19 protein-coding genes are annotated in these 20,537 nt (G+C 59.9%); 13 read left to right on the forward strand and 6 right to left on the reverse strand.

Going from position 1 to position 20,537, the window contains the following annotated elements:
- Positions 1-14: 14 nt before the first annotated feature.
- Entirely contained in the window at positions 15-1,976 is a 1,962-nt protein-coding gene (locus EK23_RS11955) for a CRTAC1 family protein (RefSeq protein ID WP_158002499.1), read from the reverse strand.
- A 56-nt stretch (positions 1,977-2,032) separates the two neighbouring features.
- The gene (locus EK23_RS21790) at positions 2,033-2,881 is read right to left on the reverse strand and encodes a sulfotransferase family protein (RefSeq protein ID WP_052808143.1); all 849 of its coding nucleotides are present in this window, start codon (positions 2,879-2,881) and stop codon (positions 2,033-2,035) included.
- A 352-nt stretch (positions 2,882-3,233) separates the two neighbouring features.
- On the opposite strand from EK23_RS21790, the gene aat reads away from it, so the two are divergent.
- The 3 genes from aat to infA all read left to right on the forward strand — a co-directional run bounded on the left by aat (position 3,234) and on the right by infA (position 4,954).
- Positions 3,234-3,938: a leucyl/phenylalanyl-tRNA--protein transferase gene (gene aat, locus EK23_RS11965; RefSeq protein ID WP_097990956.1), complete on the forward strand. Its 705-nt coding sequence runs from the start codon at positions 3,234-3,236 to the stop codon at positions 3,936-3,938.
- Positions 3,935-4,654: an arginyltransferase gene (locus tag EK23_RS11970; RefSeq protein ID WP_045225609.1), complete on the forward strand. Its 720-nt coding sequence runs from the start codon at positions 3,935-3,937 to the stop codon at positions 4,652-4,654. The genes aat and EK23_RS11970 overlap by 4 nt, the downstream gene beginning before the upstream one ends.
- An 81-nt stretch (positions 4,655-4,735) precedes the next feature.
- Positions 4,736-4,954, forward strand: a complete 219-nt coding sequence (infA, locus tag EK23_RS11975) for a translation initiation factor IF-1 (protein ID WP_045225610.1) — start codon at positions 4,736-4,738, stop codon at positions 4,952-4,954.
- A gap of 25 nt (positions 4,955-4,979) precedes the next feature.
- Here the strand turns inward: infA and clpA are convergent, their stop codons facing one another.
- From clpA to EK23_RS11990, 3 genes are all read right to left on the reverse strand, one after another.
- On the reverse strand, positions 4,980-7,256 hold the full coding sequence (gene clpA / locus EK23_RS11980) for an ATP-dependent Clp protease ATP-binding subunit ClpA (RefSeq protein ID WP_045225611.1): 2,277 nt from the start codon (positions 7,254-7,256) through the stop codon (positions 4,980-4,982).
- A gap of 12 nt (positions 7,257-7,268) precedes the next feature.
- A complete protein-coding gene (gene clpS, locus EK23_RS11985) occupies positions 7,269-7,589 on the reverse strand; it encodes an ATP-dependent Clp protease adapter ClpS (RefSeq protein WP_045225612.1) in 321 nt (106 codons plus the stop codon).
- A gap of 125 nt (positions 7,590-7,714) precedes the next feature.
- The gene (locus EK23_RS11990; protein ID WP_045225613.1) at positions 7,715-8,467 is read right to left on the reverse strand and encodes an Aq_1264-related membrane protein; all 753 of its coding nucleotides are present in this window, start codon (positions 8,465-8,467) and stop codon (positions 7,715-7,717) included.
- Positions 8,468-8,569: 102 nt separating this feature from the next.
- Between EK23_RS11990 and EK23_RS11995 the strand changes: the two genes are divergently transcribed.
- The 9 genes from EK23_RS11995 to EK23_RS12035 are packed head-to-tail and all read left to right on the forward strand — an operon-like array spanning position 8,570 to position 16,672.
- Positions 8,570-9,046 (forward strand): NUDIX hydrolase, encoded by a 477-nt coding sequence (locus EK23_RS11995; protein ID WP_045225614.1) that lies wholly within the window; start codon positions 8,570-8,572, stop codon positions 9,044-9,046.
- On the forward strand, positions 9,043-10,131 hold the full coding sequence (gene mnmA / locus EK23_RS12000; protein WP_145998648.1) for a tRNA 2-thiouridine(34) synthase MnmA: 1,089 nt from the start codon (positions 9,043-9,045) through the stop codon (positions 10,129-10,131). The genes EK23_RS11995 and mnmA overlap by 4 nt, the downstream gene beginning before the upstream one ends.
- Before the next feature lie 47 nt (positions 10,132-10,178).
- Positions 10,179-11,537 carry an adenylosuccinate lyase gene (purB, locus tag EK23_RS12005; RefSeq protein ID WP_200892148.1) on the forward strand — a complete coding sequence of 453 codons (1,359 nt, stop codon included), beginning with the start codon at positions 10,179-10,181 and terminating at the stop codon, positions 11,535-11,537.
- Positions 11,534-12,193 carry an outer membrane lipoprotein periplasmic chaperone LolA gene (gene lolA / locus EK23_RS12010; protein ID WP_052808144.1) on the forward strand — a complete coding sequence of 220 codons (660 nt, stop codon included), beginning with the start codon at positions 11,534-11,536 and terminating at the stop codon, positions 12,191-12,193. The genes purB and lolA overlap by 4 nt, the downstream gene beginning before the upstream one ends.
- Before the next feature lie 7 nt (positions 12,194-12,200).
- Positions 12,201-13,523, forward strand: a complete 1,323-nt coding sequence (locus EK23_RS12015) for a replication-associated recombination protein A (protein WP_045225615.1) — start codon at positions 12,201-12,203, stop codon at positions 13,521-13,523.
- A 53-nt stretch (positions 13,524-13,576) separates the two neighbouring features.
- Positions 13,577-14,164: a PilZ domain-containing protein gene (locus EK23_RS12020; RefSeq protein WP_045225616.1), complete on the forward strand. Its 588-nt coding sequence runs from the start codon at positions 13,577-13,579 to the stop codon at positions 14,162-14,164.
- 21 nt (positions 14,165-14,185) lie between these two features.
- Complete coding sequence (birA, locus tag EK23_RS12025) at positions 14,186-15,178, forward strand: bifunctional biotin--[acetyl-CoA-carboxylase] ligase/biotin operon repressor BirA (RefSeq protein ID WP_045225617.1); 993 nt, start codon at positions 14,186-14,188, stop codon at positions 15,176-15,178.
- Positions 15,168-15,923: a type III pantothenate kinase gene (locus tag EK23_RS12030; protein WP_045225618.1), complete on the forward strand. Its 756-nt coding sequence runs from the start codon at positions 15,168-15,170 to the stop codon at positions 15,921-15,923. Before birA ends, EK23_RS12030 begins: the two co-directional genes overlap by 11 nt.
- Positions 15,920-16,672 carry a hypothetical protein gene (locus EK23_RS12035; protein WP_045225619.1) on the forward strand — a complete coding sequence of 251 codons (753 nt, stop codon included), beginning with the start codon at positions 15,920-15,922 and terminating at the stop codon, positions 16,670-16,672. Before EK23_RS12030 ends, EK23_RS12035 begins: the two co-directional genes overlap by 4 nt.
- A 29-nt stretch (positions 16,673-16,701) precedes the next feature.
- On the opposite strand, the gene EK23_RS12040 is transcribed toward EK23_RS12035, so the two are convergent.
- Positions 16,702-17,709 (reverse strand): COX15/CtaA family protein, encoded by a 1,008-nt coding sequence (locus tag EK23_RS12040; RefSeq protein WP_045225620.1) that lies wholly within the window; start codon positions 17,707-17,709, stop codon positions 16,702-16,704.
- A 461-nt stretch (positions 17,710-18,170) separates the two neighbouring features.
- Between EK23_RS12040 and EK23_RS21795 the strand changes: the two genes are divergently transcribed.
- The gene (locus EK23_RS21795; RefSeq protein ID WP_082054150.1) at positions 18,171-20,513 is read left to right on the forward strand and encodes a methyl-accepting chemotaxis protein; all 2,343 of its coding nucleotides are present in this window, start codon (positions 18,171-18,173) and stop codon (positions 20,511-20,513) included.
- Positions 20,514-20,537 lie beyond the last annotated feature (24 nt).

Here is a 20,537-nt window from a genome sequence, read left to right on the forward strand (position 1 = left end):
AGCCGACAAGTAACTCAGGGAGCGGCAGGTTCCACAACCGTCATCACTCTGTCGACCCCCAAACCTTTGAGCTCTTGCACGATTCCGCTCGGCCAGCGCACGGTCAGTCGGTCGATGTGGGTGTTGCCTGCGAGGCCAAAGTGCAGACGCTGGTGGTCTTGGGCAAACCGGTGAATACCCCCCCCCTGGTCCCGCATTTGAACCACCCCACCGGCATGCACTTCGACGTGACTGCCTATGCCATCGCGGTTGGAACTGCGGCCCTGCAAGTCCAATTCGATCCAGTGATTGCCATTGCTGCGATTTCGAAATAAGCGGTCCGGACCAGGAACCATGAGAGGCGACGCCTTATCAGCCCCGTTAGCGACAAACAGATCGAGAAAACCGTCACGGTCGTAGTCGGCAGCCAGAGCGACATCGCCACGCCCTTTTTCGCCACCTTCCGCGCCACCGGCACCCGGTACGCTAGTGAAGTGTCCTTTACCATCATTCTCCAGGAGCAAATTCGGTTCTTGCCGCGCCGGCCCCGTACAGACTGCATAAAGGTCAACGTCCATATCATTATCGAAGTCCGCGGCCACCGCTGACAAACATGAATGATCCGAAGACGAAGATGGCAAATCGGCCCGCTGGTAACCACTCTCGCCCTTGATTACCATACTGAAAGGCACCATCCCACCGGGAGCTTCAAAACCGCTAGATCCCACCACCTCGAGAGCATCGTCCGCCTGTACTATCAGACCGACGTTCAGCATTGCGCAACGCACCGTCCATAATTGCCTAGCGGCGTCATACGAGATGGCGATGCTGCCCGTTTTCCCCCTGTCAGCTGGCGCAACTAACTCTCCCTCGAAATCCTCAGGCCCCAAAGAGAAATCCAATTTTTCGGGATGCTGGCGCTTGGGACCGATAAAAACCTTGCCGAGATCCAACTCGTAAGGCTGGAGTCGCAGCCGTATTGGGCCTTTGTTGTGGAAACTCAGTTCTTCGTAAGCCTGGCGTCTCGGGCCGGAGAGCGATAGCCACAATTCGTTGTGATGAGGTTGACTCCACTGGGGCCACTCATTGCCATGGGTAAAGAATAAATCCAGTCGGCCATCCCCATTAAAATCGGCAATGGCTGCATCGGTGATGCTTCCTGCTAGATCCACCTGAAATTTATCGGTTATGTCGTCAAAGGGAATTTTCCCCAGAGCATAAAATCGAGACTGCCAGCCATAAGCAGCCAGATCGGGAAGATGGCCTGCTGACAAACCCGCAATCTGGGCAAACGGCTCAGAACTGCCCACATACCGCGGCATGTGCCAACGCCAATGCAGGAGGTTGACAAACATATCCCTTATTTTGTTGTACTTCCTTGCATCTAAAGCGAGGCCGAACTTTTCATTTGCGGCTTGAAATCCTTCCTGCCTTTGCTGCAGCAATACCGTTGCGCCTTGCCCGTCGGGGCGCGGTGCATTCAACAGAAGCAGGTCCAGCCGCCCGTCAACATCTGCGTCGAACCACAAGACGTTGCGCCCACGTCCCAGAGGCCAATCGACGCCCAATTTCGAAGCCTCGTCGCGCAAACTCATTCCGCGGTCGTTGACCATCAGCTGTTTAGGACCTTGCCCCGTGCCGGAAACCGCTCCCACCGTCTGCATGAGATCCTGGTCGCCATCGTTGTCGAAATCAGCCCACGCGGCAGCATGCTTGTCCGCGGTTAGGTCGGCTGTTACCACTGAGCGAACTTCATCCCTGAATCTGCCGTCACGCTGGTTAACAAATAGGTTGGCTTCGTTTTCGTGGTTCCCCGCCCATAAGTCTGGCCAGCCGTCCCCGTTAAAGTCTCCCCAAGCGGCAGCGTAGCTGAAGCCTTCGTAACGTATGCCGGCCTGCTCCGTCACATCCTCGAAAGCAATCGCAGCCAGACTAGATTCACTCGCCAAACCGAGGAGCAAACAAATCAGCCGACTCTTGTGAAACTTCTGTCTCATGCGCTCCATCTCCTGCTCCCAGAGTCTCTTATTTACGCCCTGCACTCTCAACCCAGTCAGAACTGCAGCCACGGCGACACACGCTCGCCAAATCGCCGTTGAAGCTCCCGTAGATCAGCCTCGTACATTTCCATGAGCAGTTCATGGCAGTGCGCGGGCATCAGTGCGCTGGAATTAACGTGATTCGATGCCACCACGCCACGGCCCTGATCCTCATCGCGGAACTCAGGCTTGGCCGGGGGAAGAATCACCGCCGCATACGGGAGGGTATCCCAGTCAAGGTCGGTAGTAACGCCAATGTGCCGGAACACGCGCTTCAGCAATTCCATAGGCTGCTGTGAAACGTCTTCATAAAATCCGATCAGCACTTGCTCCTGTCCAAAGGCCGACGTCCAGCGGTCAACGATCCTGGACATTCCACCCGATTGATAAATCGCCGACTTTTCAAAACGCGCGCGCCATTCCTCCGCAGGAACCGACTCAATGGGTCGGCCCTGGCAATAGGCCAGATCGTGTACCGCGTGCGACCATTGCTGTTCTATAGGATTCCGCAGCATGAGGATGAGCTTGGCGTTCGGTACAATGCGCTTGACTTCGCTCAGTCTGTTGCAGGGCAGGTAGGCGTAGCCTGGCGAAATCTCGCCGCAGACCTTTCCGGCACCCTCCCGAAATTTCTCGGCATAGCTGCTCAGCGGCTCTGCATAACCCTTAGTGAAATAGTTCAGTTCCTTGGGATGGCTCATGTAAACGTCGGGGTGCTTGCGCAGATTTTCGTACAGCCAGGTTGTGCCAGCCTTGGGAAAACCGATCCCCAGAAAGTTTGGCAAGGTCAAGCCGGCCAAGGAGCGAAGCCCCAGGAAATAGAGCTGTTTGTCGATGGTGCCTAGAATGCGCGAAATGTTCATGGTCACTTTCTTGATTAGCTGGGAGCGGGCCGAATTGCGCGAGGAAAGCCGAATGACAGACTTTGGTTTTTTTCCGCCAGCGGGCGAAGCGCACCGCACGACCCAAGCCGACCTCGCCGCGCCTTTGGCACTCCTTTTACCTTAGCAAATCCGAGCCACCCTATCCATGCCGCTCGGAACGGGCGGTTTCCTTTCGACAAGGCAACTCTAGGGGTAAATTTCAGTTTAGAATTCGGCTTTGAACTTCAGAGCGTAAGCCCGCCCAGTGCCCGCAGCAGATCCCTCAACGTCATTCAAGCTCACCAGAAGGGTCGTAGCGAAGTCATGCCCTGGCTGTTCTGACGCTTGAACCATGCTGACCATACTTAATCGCCACGACCGCAATCAGCCGTTTCCTGACGTGGATCAGGCACTGGACGAGCCTAACGGGCTGCTCGCCGTGGGCGGTTGCCTGTCCCCGCGGCGTCTGGAGAATGCCTATCGCAGAGGCATCTTTCCGTGGTACGGCGAGGGCGAGCCCATCCTGTGGTGGTCGCCGGACCCGCGTCTGGTCCTCGCCCCGGATCACATCAGAATTTCCCGGAGTCTGCGCAAGAGCCTGCGCCGGGGCGACTTCGCCTTCAGCTTCAACCGATGCTTCGAACCCGTGCTGGAGGCATGCGCCGAACCGCGCGCTTATGCTACCGGCACGTGGATCGTTCCCGAGGTGCGCCGCGCCTATCTCGATTTCCATCGCCTGGGCTTCGCCCATTCCTTCGAGTCATGGCAGGGCGACCGGCTGGTAGGAGGGCTCTATGGCGTAGCCATCGGGCGCGTATTCTTTGGCGAATCCATGTTCCATCGGGTCAGCGACGCGTCAAAAGCGGCCTTCGCCTACGCGGTCCACTGCCTGAAATCCTGGGGCTTTGTCCTGATCGACTGCCAGGTTTACACCGATCATCTGGCCAGCCTCGGTGCTCGGGAAATTCCGCGCAGTGAATTCATCCGGCTGTTGGACCAATACTGCGGGCAGCCGCCATCGCCCGAGGCCTGGCGTTGTGCCGCCGAGTTTCCGTGAAACACATCCCCCTGTTCCTGGCCCCGCCGCACGACTGTTCCTACCTGGCAGAACGCGAGGCACAATTCGCGTTCATCGATCCCCACCGCCGCATGGACGTCGGCCTGTATTCCACGCTGGCCGATTTGGGTTTCCGGCGTAGCGGAGATATGGTCTACCGCCCCTATTGCGGCCCCTGTCGCGCCTGCACGCCAGTGCGGGTTCCGGCAGCGCGGTTTGCGCCAAACCGCAATCAGTCCCGGGTCGCGAGGCGTAATAAGGACCTGCATGTGGCGGTTCAACCTGCGGCGTTTCTTGACGAGCACTTTCAACTGTATAAACGCTATTTACAGAGCCGCCATGGGGACGGCGACATGGGGGACGGCGATCCCGCCCAGTATATGGACTTCGTCGCCAGCGACTGGTCTGACACGGTTTTCGTCGAGTTCAGGGAGGACACAGACTTGTTGGCCGTCGCTGTGGTTGACCGGCTGGAGCGGGGCCTCTCCGCCGTCTATACCTATTTTGACCCCATCCATGAATCGCGCAGCCTGGGCGTCCATGCCGTGCTCTGGCAGATCGAGGAGGCGCAGCGTCTTCGCCTGGACTGGGTTTACCTGGGCTATTGGATTGCCGCCTGCCGCAAAATGCGGTACAAGGACCAGTACCGGCCCATACAGGCGCTGGTGGAGGGGCAGTGGCTCGAATACGAAAAAGGCGAGAAGATTCCGGGCTGATATGGTATGATCGCGCGGATAATTCCGCTGCTCCCGAACCGTTCGCGAGCGCTCGTCAAAGTCATTCGTCTGAGAGAGGTTATGTCAAAAGAAGATCAGATCGAGATGGAAGGCAAGGTCATCGAAACCTTGCCCAATACCATGTTCAGGGTGGAACTGGATAACGGGCATGTCATCATCGCCCATATCTCAGGAAAAATGCGCAAACATTACATCCGCATCCTTACCGGGGACCGCGTGAAAGTCGAAATGACCCCTTACGATCTTAGCAAAGGCCGGATTACCTTCCGCCAGCGCTAGCGATAAGACCGCCCCGCGCCGGCACTCAGGCCGGTTCCTCCAGGGTCTGCTCCCGTGTACCCACGATGGAAAACGAGAGCCTGTCATCCACCACACTGATTCGGACCATGCCGCCGCTGGCCAGCTTGCCGAACAGGATCTCTTCCGCCAGCGGCTTCTTGATGTTCTCCTGAATAACCCGCGCCATGGGCCGCGCGCCCATCTTGGCGTCACAGCCATGTTGCGCCAGCCACTCGCGCGCATCAGCCTCGAGCGCTAGGGAGACATGCTTCTCCGCAAGCTGCGATTCCAGTTCGAACACGAACTTGTCCACCACCTGCCGGATGATATCCATGTTCAACGCCTTGAACTGGATAATGGCATCCAAGCGGTTGCGGAACTCCGGAGCAAACAGGCGCTCGATGGCCTTCATGCTGTCGGTGGAATGATCTTGCTGGGTGAAGCCCATGGATGGACGGTCGCTGTCCGTGGCGCCGGCGTTGGTGGTCATGATCAGCACCACGTTGCGGAAATCCGCCTTGCGCCCGTTGTTATCCGTGAGCGTGCCGTGGTCCATCACCTGCAGCAGCAGATTGAAGACATCCGGATGGGCTTTCTCGATTTCGTCCAGCAACAGAACGGCGTGCGGCTGTTTGGCGATGGCCTCGGTCAACAGGCCTCCCTGATCAAACCCTACATAGCCCGGCGGCGCGCCGATCAGACGGGAGACGGTGTGACGCTCCATGTATTCCGACATGTCGAAACGGATCAATTCAATGCCCAGCACCTTGGCCAGTTGACGGCTCACTTCCGTCTTGCCGACACCGGTGGGTCCCGCGAAGAGGAAAGAGCCTATCGGCTTCTGGGATTCCCGCAGCCCCGCCCGAGAGAGCTTGATGGCCGAACCCAGGGCGGTGATGGCCTCGTCCTGCCCAAACACCAGCATTCTCAGGTTCTTGTCCAGATCCTTGAGCTTATCGCGGTCGTTGGTGGAAATGGTCTTGGGCGGAATCCGCGCGATCTTGGCGACGATATCTTCGATCTCCAGGGTGCCGATCAGCTTTCGGCGCTTGGAAACCGGCAACAGCCGCTGGCAGGCCCCTGCCTCGTCGATCACGTCGATCGCCTTGTCTGGCAGATGCCGGTCGTTGATGTAACGGCTGGAAAGCTCCGCCGCGGTGCGCAGCGCAGCCAGCGAATATTTCACTTCATGGTGCTTCTCGAAACGGGATTTCAGGCCCTTGAGGATCTGATAGGTTTCGTCCACGCTGGGCTCATGGATATCGATCTTCTGAAAGCGCCGCGCCAGGGCCCGGTCCTTCTCGAAGATCCCGCGATATTCCTGGTAAGTCGTCGAGCCGATGCAGCGTAGCTCCCCCGAAGCCAATACCGGCTTGATCAGGTTGGAAGCATCCATCACGCCGCCGGAAGCCGAGCCCGCCCCGATGATGGTATGGATCTCGTCGATGAACAGGATGGAGTTGGCCTCTTTCTTCAATTGGGCCAGCAGGCTCTTCAGGCGCTTCTCGAAATCACCGCGGTATTTGGTGCCAGCAACCAGGGAACCCAGGTCCAGGGCATAGATAACACTGTCACGGAGAATCTCGGGCACCTCGCCTTCAACGATCTTCTTGGCCAGGCCCTCGGCGATGGCGGTCTTGCCAACCCCGGCCTCTCCTACGAGCAAGGGATTGTTCTTGCGCCTGCGGCACAGCACCTGGATGGTGCGCTCGATCTCCTCCTTGCGGCCGATGAGCGGATCGATCTTGCCCTTGCGAGCCAGGTCATTGAGGTTCGCGGCGAATTTCTCCAAGGGATTGGCGGAAATGCCGGCTTCCGCCTCCTCGCCTTCGGCAGCGGTATTGCGCGCAGCCGGCTCGCTTTCTTCCCGTACCTTGGAAATTCCGTGCGAGATGTAATTGACGATGTCCAGACGGGTGATGTCCTGCTTGTTGAGCAGATACACCGCTTGCGAATCCTGCTCGCTGAAGATCGCCACCAGCACGTTGGCGCCGGTGACCTCCTTCTTGCCGGAGGACTGCACGTGAAACGCGGCGCGCTGCAGCACCCGCTGAAACCCGAGCGTCGGCTGGGTGTCACGCTTGACCCCGGCAGGAATCAAAGGCGTGGTCTCGTCCAGGAACTCGGTCAGTTCCTTGCGCAGGGTGTCGATGTTGCAGCCGCAGGCCCGCAGGACCTCCAGGGCGGCCACATTGTCGAGCATGGCCAGCAGCAGATGCTCCACGGTAATGAATTCGTGCCGTTTCTCGTAGGCGGTGCGAAAAGCGGCGTTGAGCGAGTTTTCGAGTTCTTTGCTTAACATAGTGGTGTCCGACTAGGCCTCTTCCATCGTACACATCAATGGATGCTGATGTTTTCGGGAAAAATCATTGACCAACCTGACCTTGGTTTCTGCCACGTCCTTGGAGAACACGCCGCAAACACCGATACCGCGGGTGTGGACATGCAACATGACCTGAGTGGCTTTCTCCTCGCTCATTCCAAAAAAGTTCCTTAGCACCATCACGACGAAGTCCATGGGGGTAAAGTCGTCGTTCAGAAGAATCACCTTGAACAGCGGCGGCCGCTTCAACTGCGGCTCAGCTTCCTGTACCTCAAGCTCATCATTGAGTTTGTGTTCAGGGTCTTGAGACATCAATTCCTCGTTGATACGAATTCGCTGTGACGATGATTTACTATAGCACCCGGAAACTGACGAGTGTAAGACCGCGAAATGCAACTCGCCGTTCCCTGAAACCTCCCTGATTCAAACCTTTGGCATCAGTTACGGCGTATGGCGTCACGCCGATCGGGAAACGGCAGACGCGTGGGCAGCACCCACATCTCATACATCGACACGACCCACATGAACACGAAGGCCATCGCCAATCCGCCGCCCCCCACGATGACCAGCAGGGCAAAATGCGGGTTCAGCTTGGTCAGCCACCAGGACGTGATATCCATGATCAGGAAGATATACGGCATGATGATGGCGGAGGCTTTCAATTTGAGCGGCACGCCGGACGACAGGGAAAATATGCCGCCCACGAACATAAAGATGAAGGCGATGCCGAATAAGTGGATATGCGAAACCCGGGTGAGCGAGGCGAAGGTCGCGCCTTCGTCTGAGCGGGTATACTTTTCCAGGTTATCGAATTTGCTGAAATCGGGGAGCCCGCCGGCCTCCGCGTTGTGGCAGGCGACGCAATGGGTATCCACCAGGGACTTGATCTCCGTGTCATAGGCGCCCTTGTCGGCGCCATCACGAACCCACTGGATGATCTTGAATCGCACATCGTCCGGCGCGTTGGCCTTCATGGATCCGTTCAGCTTGCTTTCCAGCGGCGAGCCAGAGCGGTTACCGTAATAGCTATAGACCACGTCTTCGATGGACAGACCGAATTTGCCATCGGCCATGCCATGGGTAAACAGGATCTGCACCATCGCCATGGCGTAACCAATTGCGATCACCATCAAATACCCGGAAAATAACAGCTTGACGGAAATTCCCAGGTTGCTGAGATTGGTCGGCATCGATCGGCTCCCATGTCCCGTTCATTGGCCTACAGCATTGTACGGTTATTCTTAGTGAGTGCGGCCCGATTGACAACACCTGCGGTGAAAAACATTAGTGCCATGTACAAACAGCAAAACTCCGATGCGGCCAACCGCCCTCGCCTGACGGTCGCGGCCGTCGCGGAAATGAACGGACGCTTTCTGTTCGTCGAGGAACGGCTGCGCAACGGCGAACTGGTGATCAACCAGCCCGCGGGCCATGTGGAGCACGGCGAAACGCTTCTGGAGGCGGTCGTGCGGGAAACCCTGGAAGAAACGGCCTGGGACTTCAGGCCGGACTTTTTGGTGGGCGTCTACCTGTGGCAACATCCGACGACCCATACCAGTTTCCTGCGCGTGACCTTTGCCGGCGGTGTCGCCGGCCGGCGCGAGAACCTGGAACTGGATGAAGGCATCGAAAGGGCAATCTGGCTGACGCCGGAGGAACTGGCGGCGCAGTCGCAGCGGCATCGCAGCCCCCTGGTACACAGCGCACTGGCGGACTACCTGTCCGGAGAGCGCTATCCGATGGCGCTTCTCAAATCCCTACTGCCGTGAACCGACCCGGCAAGGTGATCGTCGGCATGTCCGGCGGCGTCGATTCGTCCGTCACGGCCTTGCTGCTGCTGGAGCAGGGGTACGAAGTCAGCGCCCTGTTCATGAAGAACTGGGACGAGGACGATGGGACCGAGTACTGCACGGCCAAGGCCGACCTGGCCGATGCCCAGCAGGTATGCGACCGATTGGGCATCCAACTGCACAGCGTCAATTTCGCCGCCGAATACTGGGACCATGTGTTTGAGATCTTTCTGCAGGAATACGCGGCGGGACGGACCTCGAATCCGGATATCCTGTGTAACAAGGAAATCAAGTTCAAGGCCTTTCTGGACTATGCCCGCGACCTGGGCGCCGACCTCATCGCCACGGGCCACTATGCCCGGGTGGAAGAAACCGACGACGGGTTCCATCTCTTGAAGGGCTGTGACGCCAACAAGGACCAAAGTTACTTCATTTACACCCTGGGGCAACCGCAGTTGTCACGCACACTGTTTCCTCTGGGCGGCTTGGAGAAAGCCGAAGTGCGCCGTCTCGCCGCGAAGGCCGGCTTCGACAATGCCCGCAAAAAGGACAGCACCGGCATCTGCTTCATCGGCGAGCGGCGCTTTCGCGAATTCCTGCAACGCTACCTGCCTGCCCAGCCCGGCGACATCCGCACGCCCGATGGCCAGGTCGTGGGCCGCCATCAGGGCCTGATGTACTACACCCTGGGCCAGCGGCGCGGCTTCGGTGTCGGCGGCATCAAGGATGCCGGCCAGGACGCGTGGTACGTGCTGCGCAAGGATCTGGAGCAGAACGTGCTGCTGGTGGGGCAAGGCCACGATCATCCTTTGCTGTTTTCAACGGAACTGGAAGCCGGTACCCTTGACTGGGTTAACGGCAGCGCACCGGCAGGCCCCTTAAGCTGCAAGGCAAAAACACGCTATCGCCAAGCCGACCAGGCTTGCATCGTCGAACCGCTGGACACTGGCCGCTGCCGGGTCCGGTTTGAGCAGCACCAGCGGGCCGTGACGCCGGGCCAGTCGGTGGTCTTCTACCGGGGTAATGAATGCCTCGGCGGCGGCGTGATCGAGAAGGCCGCCTGAGATACATCCCGTACGCCCATTCGAATGTCAAAGAATCGCAAGCCATCATGAGTTTGACCAGCCTTTCACCCGTCGACGGCCGCTATGCCGGCAAGGTCGACGTGCTCCGCCCCATCCTCAGCGAATACGGACTGATCCGCTACCGTGTACTGGTGGAAATCCGCTGGTTGCAGGCGCTCAGCCGAGAACCCGCCATCGTCGAGGTTCCGCTATTGGGCGACGCGGCCAGTCATCACCTGGAAGCCATCATCACGGAGTTTTCTGAAAGCGACGCCGAACGCGTAAAAGCGATCGAGCGGACCACCAACCATGATGTCAAGGCGGTGGAATACTTCCTCAAAGAGCGGATTGCCGGCTTGCCCGAACTGGTGCGCGTCAGCGAGTTCATTCATTTCGCCTGCACCTCCGAGGACATCAACAACCTCGCCTACGCCCTGATGCTGCGCGAGGCCCGCGCCGCGGTACTGCTGCCGCAGATGGACGGGCTGATCGAGGTCATCACCGGGATGGCGCACGGGTTCGCCGGGCAACCCATGCTCTCGCGCACCCACGGCCAGCCGGCGACGCCCACCACGGTCGGCAAGGAATTCGCCAATGTGGCGGCGCGCCTCCAGCGCCAGCGCGAGCGTCTGGCCGCGGTGGAATTGCTGGGCAAGATTAACGGCGCTGTGGGCAATTACAATGCCCACAGCGTGGCCTATCCCGAAGTGGACTGGCCACGCTTCGCCCGCGACTTCGTGGCCTCGCTGGGACTGGAATTCAACCCCTACACCATCCAGATCGAACCGCACGACTACATCGCCGAGTTTTTCCATGCCCTGAGCCGCTTCAATACGGCCTTGCTGGATTTCGACCGCGATGTCTGGGGCTACATTTCCATGGGCTTCTTCCGGCAAAAAACCGTGGCCGGTGAAGTGGGGTCCTCCACCATGCCGCACAAGGTGAACCCCATCGATTTCGAGAATTCCGAGGGCAACCTGGGCATCGCCAACGCTCTCATGGCCCATCTGGCGGAAAAGCTCCCCATCTCGCGTTGGCAACGGGACTTGACCGACTCCACGGTCCTGCGCAACATCGGCGTGGGGATCGCCCACACGGTCATCGCCCTGGACTCCACCCGCAAGGGCCTTTCCAAACTGCAATTGAACCCGCAGGTGCTGGAGGCGGATTTGGATGCAAACTGGGAGGTGCTGGCGGAACCCATCCAGACGGTCATGCGCCGGCACGGCATCGCCAACCCCTACGAAAAGCTCAAAGAACTGACCCGCGGTCAGCGGGTGACCCCGGACGAACTCAAGGCCTTCGTCACCACCCTGGACATCCCCGACGACGCCAAACTGCGGCTGCTTGAACTGACACCGCGGACCTACACCGGCCAGGCGGAAACCCTCGCAAGGAACCTATGAAGCCATTCGAATTGACACCTGGCCCGCTTCGGCACGCGTTTGCTGCTTGCCTGGTCGCGTTATCCCTGGCCTGGTCGGGCACGGCGGGCGCCGAGGAGGAGGCCCTCAAGCGCCTGCACGCCTTCCTGGCCAAAGCGTCCAGCCTCAAGGCCGACTTCAGCCAGGTGGTGATCAACGAAAAGGGCGTACCGGGCCTGAAAAGCAGCGGTGAATTTCATCTCCAGCGGCCAGGGCGATTCCGCTGGGACTATCAGAAACCCTACCGTCAGGAAATCGTGTCCAATGGCGGCAAAGTCTGGTTCTACGACGTGGACCTGGAACAGGTAACCGCCAAGCGCCTCAACGATGCCATCGGCTCCACCCCCGCCCTGCTCCTCAGTGGCGACGTGGCGCTGGAAAAGAACTTCAGCGTGGAGAGCCACGGCATGGACGAAGGCCTCTACTGGATCAAGCTGCTGCCCCGAAACGAAGACAGCGGCTTCAAGTACGTCCTCATCGGGCTGGACCAGGACACCCTGGCCGGCATGGAACTCAATGACAACTTCGGCCAGTTGACGCGCATCTATTTCTCCAATGTCAAGATCGGGGGCCGCCAAGACCCCGCGCTGTTCGATTTCAAGGCACCGGCCGGCGTGGATGTCTTCGAGGAAAAATAGCCCGGCCATGGACGAAGCCTTCCGGCCGTTGGCTGACCGCCTGCGACCGAGGATGCTCGATGAGTATATCGGCCAGTCTCACCTGATCGCCCCGCGCAAACCTCTGTACGAAGCGATCAAGGCGGGGCGCCTGCACTCCATGATCCTGTGGGGGCCGCCCGGCACCGGCAAGACCACCTTGGCACGCCTCATCGCCCACCACGCGGACGCCCATTTTCTCACCCTGTCCGCCGTTCTTTCCGGTGTGAAGGAGATACGCGAGGCCGTGGCCGAAGCTCGGCGGGTGCAGGCGGAGGAGCAGCGCCGGAGCCTTTTGTTTGTGGACGAGGTCCACCGCTTCAACAAGTCGCAGCAGGATGCCTTCTTGCCCCATGTGGAGGATGGTACGGTGTTTTTCATCGGCGCCACTACGGAGAACCCATCCTTCGAGCTGAACAACGCGCTGCTCTCCCGTGCCCGCGTCTATGTCCTGAAAGGCCTCAGCGAGGATGACCTGGGCAAAGTGGCTGCGAGAGCCCTGGCCCTGGAAGCGGAGCGTCTGGGCGTGGATATGGATTTTCCGTCGGAACTGCGCCGCTGGTATGTCGACGCCGCGGACGGGGATGCGCGCCGTCTGCTGAACCTGCTGGAAATCACCCTGGACCTGCTGCAAGCTGAACAGGCCACCGTCGACGCCGGGAGCAGGCTCTCCGTAAGCGAAGAACTGGCTCGCCAGGTCCTGGAAGGCGGCTCGGCGCGGCGCTTCGACAAGCAGGGCGAGGATTTCTACAATCAGATATCGGCGCTACACAAATCAGTCCGGGGCAGTGCCCCGGACGCGGCGCTTTATTGGCTCTGCCGCATGCTGGACGGCGGCTGCGACCCCATCTACCTGGCTCGCCGCATCGTGCGCATCGCCAGCGAAGACATCGGCAATGCCGATCCAAGGGCGTTGCAGCTGGCGCTCAACGCCTGGGACACGCAGGAGCGCCTGGGATCGCCGGAAGGCGAACTGGCGCTGGCGCAGGCCGTCCTATACCTGGCCTGCGCGCCCAAGAGCAATGCAGTCTACGCGGCTTACAACGCGGCGCGGCAGGATGCCAGCACGACCGGGAGCCTGGAGGTGCCCTTGCATCTGCGCAACGCACCGACCCGATTGATGCGCGAACTGGATTACGGCAAGGCCTACCGCTACGCTCACGACGAACCGGAGGCCTACGCGGCGGGAGAGAATTATTTTCCGGATCGCATGCAGGCGCGAAATTACTACCAACCAGCCCCTCGCGGTCTGGAAATCAAGATAGGCGAGAAATTGAACCGTCTGCGCGAACTGGACAAGGCTCAGAACTAGGCCGCACACACAAGCACACGAACACCGTGGCACCCCAGAATCAGGAGGAAGCGATGCAGGAAGACACCGGAAGCGAGCGTCGTCGCTATTTTCGCATTGAGGATGAGGTCATCCTGTTCTTTCGTGAAGTCGCACGGGACAGCGTGCCGGAACATGGCGCCTTTCAGGAGCAGGATCTGGACGCCTTTTCCCTCTCCTCGAAGATGGACCTGTTGACCGCCGAATCGCGCCCGCTCTTGCGCCGCATCGAGCGGGAAGTACCGGACGTGGGCGCTTTCCTGCGCCTACTCGAGCAAAAGATCGATCTGGTGGCGAAGGCACTGCTATCCAGCGAAACGGATTTGATGGAACAGCCTACGCGCAAGGTGAGCCTGAGCGCCTCTGGGCTCTCGTTCGAAAGCGAACTGCCATTTCAGATTGGCCGGGTTCTGGAATTGAAGATGGTGCTGCCACCTACCCTGGCCGGCGTGCTTGCCTATGGCAGCGTCGTCTACTGCCGACCCGCCTCCTTGGCGCATTCATTGTACCAGGTCGCCGTGGATTTCATCGGCCTGCGCGAGCGGGACCGCGAACTGTTGATTCGACACGTGGTGAAGCGGCAACTCCGGCAGTTGCGTGAACGCAATCAGGCGTCCAATTAGAGCCCGGCCTGCATTCCCAGCATGCAACTCTCGACGGTCCAGAAATCCCTGCTGACCCAACTGGCGGACGGACGGTTTCATTCGGGTGCGGCCCTCGCCAGAGATCTCGCCCTCAGCCGCACGGCGATCTGGTCGCTGGTGCACGAACTGGGTGATTTGGGCCTGGACGTGAATGCCATTCCCGGCAAGGGCTACCGGCTGGGCCAGCCCATGGAACTGCTGGACCGCGACGCCATAGTCTCGGCCCTGAACGCAAGAGCGCGCGCGGCCCTGCCGCTGTTGGAACTGCATGACTGCATCGATTCCACCAGTACCCGTCTTGGAGCCCTGGCGCGCGAGGGCGCCGATTGCGGTAGCGTATGCATCGCCGAAGCGCAGACCGGTGGCCGGGGGCGCATCGGCCGCAACTGGCTGTCGCCTTTTGCGGGCAGCCTGTGTCTCTCGCTGCTCTGGCATTTCGATGATGCGTCCTCACTTACCGGCCTGAGCCTGGCGGTGGGCGTCGCCACCGTGCGGGCCTTGAGCGCCTGCGGCGTGCATGGCGTCGGACTGAAATGGCCCAATGACCTGCTCTGGAACGATCGCAAGCTGGGCGGCATATTGCTGGAAGTATCCGGCGAAGCGCACGGCCGTCATGCGGCAGTCATAGGCATCGGACTCAACGTGCAGATTTCCCAACAGACCGGCATGTGCATCGACCAGGCCTGGACCGATCTACGCACCGTTGCCGCGGGTCCCCCCCCTGGACGCAATCGACTGGCTGCCACACTCTTGAATGAATTGGTGGACTTGCTGCAAAGCTACCCCGACACGGGGCTGGCCGCCTACCTGGATCAGTGGAACGCCCTGCACTGCATGCGTGGCCGCCGCGTCGTATTGCATCAAGGAAGCGTGTCGGTGCGCGGCGAGGTAATAGGCATCGATCCGCTGGGTCTGCTGATCCTGCGTCTTGAAAATGGCGAGCAAAAGGCCTTTGCTTCCGGTGACGTCCGGGTCCGGTTGGATGCAGGCTGAGCCGGTGTTGCTGGTGGATGCCGGCAACAGCCGAATCAAGTGGGGGCTGGGGCATAAGGGACGGATTCAGGCCGAGGTCCCATTCTGCAGTCGTGGCGCCGGCCTGGAGCAGGATCTGCAGAGGCTTTGGGCCGGCCTGCCCAAGCCTGATCGCATCCTCGTCTCCAACGTCGCCGGTAATCAAACAGCCAACGCGCTGTCAGACTGGACTCTGCGCACTTGGGGGCTTACCCCGCACTTCGTGCGCTCCCAGCGCGCCGCCTGCGGGGTGATCAATGGCTACGAGGAACCGGAGGCCTTGGGCGTGGATCGTTGGGTTGCACTTATCGCTGCCCATGGACTGTACCGGGAACCGTTTTGCATCGCCGATTGCGGCACCGCGCTGACCCTGGACGCGATGGATGCGCAGGGTCGCCATCTGGGTGGTCTGATAGCGCCGGGCCTGGGTTTGATGCGACAATCACTTGGAGCGGGCACCGCAGCCCTGAGCAGCCTGCCGCCGGGCCGGAACGCTGTACCGGCCGGCAATACCGCCGATGCGGTTCAGAGCGGAACCTTGCTCATGGCGTCTGCCTTGGTCGAACGATTTGCCCGCCACATGGAGTCACGCTTCGGCGCGGTTCCGCGCCTTGTCCTGACCGGCGGCGATGCGCTAGCAGTGAGCAATGAATTGAATTTCCCCTATGTCATGGAGCCGGATCTGATTCTGCGCGGTTTGGTGCTCATAGCAGAGGACGCTGCATGAAGTATCTCTTCTTTCTGTTGATGGTGATCAACATCGCCTTCTACCTCTGGGAAACCGGGGCGGGACGCGAGAGGTCGAGTTTTGACACGGTGGAAATCAAACTGCCGGACGATACCGAACGTATCGTGCTGATCGACGAACTGCCGGCAGTGCCGCACCTTTCGCCGGATCCTCTGGCCAAGGGGGAAGCGGTGCTGGAACAGCCTTCCCTGGTGGCTACCACGCCAGCGCGCAGCCGCTCCACACAGGCATCGCCCTCGCCCACTCCGCGTCCTCCCGACCCGTTCTGCTACCGTCTGGGTCCCTATCGAAGCGAAGGTCAGGCCCGTGGCGCCAAGGACCTGCTGCAAGAGCAGGTCGGCGAAGCCGAGGTCGTGGCGGGGTTTGCGGAAACGCCCGATGGCTTCTGGGTGCTTTATCCCAAGGCGGAGAGTGTCGACGCGGCCAAATTCAACCGCACTATGCTGATGAGCAAAGGCATCAAGGAATTGTGGGTTTTCGACAAGGGTGAATTGGCGGGGGCCATCTCCCTTGGCCTGTACCAGACGCGGGAGAAAGCCGAACTGGCGCAGAAGAGCTACTTCGCGCAAAACCTGAACGTGGAGATCGTGCCTCGGATGAGTCGCTCCCACGCGCTATGGGTCAAGTTGCACTGGGAGGGTGAGCCTGAAGAATTGAAGGATATGATCGACCGGTTGCCGGCCGCCCGCCAAAACACAGCACAACCCGAACTCAAAAGCTGCGACTGAGCGCTGCCTCCCGCGAGGATAGCGCCGTTTCAACCCTTGCCTGCAGCCGCCAGGTCGGGTTCCGCGACCAACTCTCGCTCACTCCAGCGGCAAATCATCAGCAACAGGAACTGTGCGCCGAAGATCAGGTTGGCGAGCAGCAAATGCACGGGCTGCACGGCGGCCGGAAAGCCCAGCCGATCCAGGGTGACCCCACTCAAAATGGCCACCAGAACGAGGCCCGCCAGCGACATGGCGACACGCCGTAGCAGCATGCTGGCCCCTGCAGTGCGTAAAATCTTCCAGACCAGCCACAGGTTGGTGAACAGGATGACGGACGAAAAAGAGCGGTGGACATAGAAGATGACGGGGAACTCCTCACGCCACAGATGCCGCTCGCCCTGCTCGAAAGCCATGGAAATGAGGTCCACCGATTCGCGAATCTGCGTACCCATGGCCACCTGCAGCAAGGTCATGGAGATTGCTGCGATCAACACCGTCCGGAATCGGCCAGGCAATGCGCTGGCGCCCGCCGTCGCAAGGCGCTCGCGCTGAGAGCGGGTGACCGTATAGATCAAGATGCACTGGATCAGGAACGCCATCAACATGTGGAAGGTGATCATCACCGGCCGCAGATTGCTAGCCACCACCGCGGACCCCAACCAGCCCTGAAAGCCCATCAACAGAAAGGCGGCCAGTGACCACCAGAAAATTCCTGGGTCGGTCTTTAGAAAATCGCGTGAACGCAACAGCGTCAGGAAAATCAGGATGCCGGCCGTGGCGCCGATGAGCCGATTGGTGTATTCAGTCCAGGTCTTGACGGGATTGAAATTGGTGTCGGCGTAGCCCCGCGCCGCGTAAACCGCATGGTAATCAGCGGGCAGTTGCGCTTCGTCGGTCGGAGGAATCCATTGGCCGAAGCAGGTGGGCCAGTCCGGGCACCCCATGCCCGCCCCCGATGCGCGGACAGTACTTCCCGCCAATATGACGAGGTAGATGGAAGCGATGGTCAGAATGCCCAGGCGTAGGAAGCGGGCGCAGGCAGACGAATTTGGCATGGCTTAATTGGCGAGGTGTCAACAAATTGGGCATGATACCACCGCTGCTCGATTACCGGGTCAACCTGATCAGCGTAAACCCGGCGCCGCCGGACAAACCGTCTAAATGGCTGAATCTTCAGGTATATGATTCGATAAAAGGTTACGGGAGTCGGCTTGGTGGAGCCCATGCGAGGTTGACAGCACAAACCTTCCGGCTATCGTGAAACCCAATTTACTCAAAACAAAGAAGGAAATGTGCGCACGTAAGATTCAGCTTACGATCGTTTTCTAATACTTAACTGGCGCCATCTGCCGATGCCCAGTGTGCAGCACGTCACTCGCCAGCTCCGCCCTAACCGCCGTTTGGACCCGATCATCGGTCACGTGCCGGAGCACATGAAACTGGAATTTCGCCTGTCACGATGAAACTCCGCAACCAGCGAGTTTCCCTGGACCGAACACACGATGGAGACTGAAGCATGAACGCAGAGCACATGGAGTTTCTCAACAAAGCCATCACCGGCCACATCGGCTGGCGAATGCGGATCAACGATTTTGCCGCGGGCAAAGCGGACATCGACCCAGCCGAAGCCGCCAAAGACAACGCGTGCCCCTTGGGCAGATGGCTGTACGGGGAAGGTAAGGTCTACGCGCAGCTGCCCGAATTCAGGGCGCTGGTAGCCGATCATGCTGCATTTCACCGCCGTGCCGGAGATGTCTGCGGGATGATTGCGACGGGAAATGTCGAGTCCGGCGCCGCCCAGTTGCGCGCCGAGGACTCCCCCTTCAGCGCGGCCACGCGTGCCACAGTCGCGTCGTTGCAGCGCCTGCGCGATACCATCTACCGCGCCAGCTCTGGCTTCAGCTGGAAGAATGTCAGCGTGAGCGTGCGGCTGGCCGGCGCCTTTGGCCTGATGGCAGCAAGTGAGGTGTCAGCCCTGGCCCTAAATACCAGTCTTGTGGCAGGAAGCAGCCAAGCCTGGTGGGACACTGTCTTGATCGCGACCGGACTCCTGACAGTCACTGCCCTCGCCTACTGGCTCGGTAGCGTGTCCCTGCGAGGCTCCCTGGAAAGGATGCTACAGGTGGTGGAAAGCGTCGCGGGTTCTGGCGATTTCAGCAAGCGCATGGCCGTCGAGAGTCAGGACGAACTGGGCAGAATCGGCTATGCCTTCAACACCTTGCTCGACGATGTGGAAAGTGCATGCACGGAAATCGGCCACGTGATGCACTGCCTGATGGTTGGCGACCTGTCCAACCGGATCACCGGCGGCATGAAAGGCCGCTTGGCGGACATGAAGCAGTCGGTCAATGTGGCCGCGGACGGCGTCCAACAGGCCATGGAGGCCGTCCTTGAACTCAGCAGCGCCTTAGATCAGGGCAGACTCAATCACCGGGTCAGCGTTGAAGTTCAGGGCGAATTCAAGCGCACCGTCGATCAGACCACCCAGGGCATGAGTACCCTCAAGAAGGTCGTGGACGACATCGGCCGGGTCATGCAAGAACTGGCGCAAGGCATCCTCGATCAGCGAGTCGAAGCGGAAGCAAGCGGCGATCTGGACGCACTCAAGCAGGATTTCAACCTGTCTCTGGACACCCTGGAAAGCACCCTGAACGACGTGACCCGCATCGCGGCGGGCTTGGCCGAGGGCGATCTCACCCAAACTAGCATCAAGGAATTCCCGGGCGCCTTCGGCCAGACCCAGCGCGGCGTCTGTCAGACAGTTAGTGCCCTGTCCGGCATGATCATCGAAATCGAAGGCATGGTGGAAGCCGCCGCCATGCAAGGCAACTTCAGCCTCCGCTCAAACCTGGATGACAAGCGGGGATATGCCCGCACCCTTTCTGAATTGCTCAATCGCCTCAGCGAAGTGATCGAAGCCAGCCTCTCCGACTTCATGCGGGTGGCCGGCGGCCTGGCGCAAGGAGATCTGACCCAGAAAGTCACCCGCCAATACCCAGGCATGTTGGGGAAGACCAAGGACGGCATCAACGGAACTGTCGATCATCTGACCGAACTGGTACAGCACATCATCGAAAGTGAAAGCCTGGTCTTGAGTGCGAGCAAGGAACTCGCCATCGGCAATGCCGACTTGGCCCAACGCACGTCGGAGCAGGCTGGCACACTCCAGGAAACCAGCGCCAGCCTGGAAGAACTTTCCAGTTCGGTCAAGGAGAAAAGCGAACACGCCGCCCACGCGGACCGACTGGCAAGGGAGGCCACGCAGATCGCCATAAAGGGGGGCGAAGTCGTGCAACGCTCGGTGGAGACCATGACCAAGGTAACGGAAGCCTCCACCCGAATCGCAGACATCATCGGCGTCATCGACGGCATCGCCTTCCAGACCAACATCCTGGCACTGAATGCGGCTGTCGAGGCCGCACGCGCCGGAGATCACGGCCGCGGGTTCGCCGTCGTAGCCGGCGAAGTGCGCACCCTTGCGCAGCGCTCGGCCACTGCGGCCAAGGAGATACGGAATCTCATCAGTGCATCGGTGGAGGAAGCCCACAACGGCGCTAAGGAAGTCAATCTGGCCGGGAAGACCATGCAGGAGGTGGTAACAGCGATCGCGCAGGTGACTCAGATCATGGCGGAGATCAACAATTCCAGTGCGCTGCAATCGGCCAGCATCGAGGAAATCAGCCGGGCGGTGCAGCAGATGGATGAGGTGACGCAACAGAACAGCGCCCTGGTGGAGGAATCCGCCTCGGTCGCGGAAACGCTGGAGAATCAGGCCGAAAAGCTCACGCAGGCGATCGCGGTTTTCAAGGTCGTCAAGGAACCCAGAATGCAGATCATGCCGGCACGCCTGGCGTCATGACTCCAAACAGCGTTGAAGGAACGA

The organism is Methyloterricola oryzae (genome assembly GCF_000934725.1).
In the GTDB taxonomy this organism is placed as follows: Bacteria; Pseudomonadota; Gammaproteobacteria; order Methylococcales; family Methylococcaceae; genus Methyloterricola; species Methyloterricola oryzae.